This is a genomic window from Stenotrophomonas sp. YIM B06876, from assembly GCF_030711595.1.
In the GTDB taxonomy this organism is placed as follows: domain Bacteria; phylum Pseudomonadota; class Gammaproteobacteria; order Xanthomonadales; family Xanthomonadaceae; genus Stenotrophomonas.
Map to the genome: position 1 here is coordinate 1 of NZ_JAUJUJ010000299.1, position 1,036 is coordinate 1,036.

Consider the following 1,036-nt stretch of genomic DNA (forward strand, 5'->3'; position numbering starts at 1 on the left):
AATACGACACAAGCATGGATGGGTATGTGGTTTCGCTTACCAAGGATCGGCTTGAAAGCGCACCACGTTATGACTGGAACACTGTCCCGGACTACACCGAAGAATATGGCAAGCGTGTGTATGAACACTACGGCGTTCCTTATCTGTAAGCCTCTCAGCGTCACAACAAGCGCACCGATAGTCTGCACGCTTAACAGCAAGCCACCTTTGGGTGGCTTTTTCACGGTCGAGAGAACGCAGCACAGAGCGAGTACCGTGCCGTGCCCGTCGTGATGACAACGACATTTGCGCAACCCGACTGTCTGGCGCGAAGTAATGTGGACTGGCCATGAGCGCTGGGTCGGCGCAAAATCCAAAGCTGCAACTGACCATCAAAAAGTGATGATTGACTCTCCCCCGTTGAGACCTGATAGTTCTAGCGCAAATTTGCGCCTAGCAAAAATGAGGCAAGACTATGAAGCAGATACGGATTTGTATTGACCCGGATGTAATTTACGACCTGGGAATGAACCGACCCTGCACCGACTGGGTGGACGACACCCCAGAAGAGCGGTCGGCATTCGAGGTCCTCATCCAAGCAGGTAATGCCCGCTACGGCAAGAGCACGCATTGGCTGGAGGAACGTGAGGTGTAGCTCACGGTGCGTGAGGTTTGGCAAAAGCGGTAAATCAGATCCGCTCCTACCCCGATAACATCTGACTGACNGCTCACGGTGCGTGAGGTTTGGCAAAAGCGGTAAATCAGATCCGCTCCTACCCCGATAACATCTGACTGACGACTGCAATTGCCCAAGGCCGCGAGCCCAATTGTGGGGCAGATGATATTGTCTGCATGCTAGGAGTATGTAATGTCGAAGCACCCGCAACATGAGCGTGATCAGCAACAGGCAGGCGATCAACGCACAAATGTCGATCAGCAAAAAGGGAACGCGCAGCAACGCCAGCAAGACCAGACTGGCAAGCAGCAGCAACACGGTGGCGTCCACACCGAAAAAGACGACAAGGGACAGTCCCACGCAGGCTCATCCAAAGACGCC

Annotated in this window: 2 protein-coding genes; both read left to right on the forward strand. The window is 53.8% G+C overall.

Annotated features, from left to right (window positions below):
• The first annotated feature begins 454 nt into the window (after window positions 1-454).
• Complete coding sequence (locus QZH66_RS16880) at window positions 455-634, forward strand: hypothetical protein (protein WP_305807010.1); 180 nt, start codon at window positions 455-457, stop codon at window positions 632-634.
• A gap of 213 nt (window positions 635-847) precedes the next feature.
• On the forward strand, window positions 848-1,036 hold a 189-nt coding region (locus tag QZH66_RS16885), incomplete at its 3' end, for a hypothetical protein (RefSeq protein WP_305807011.1).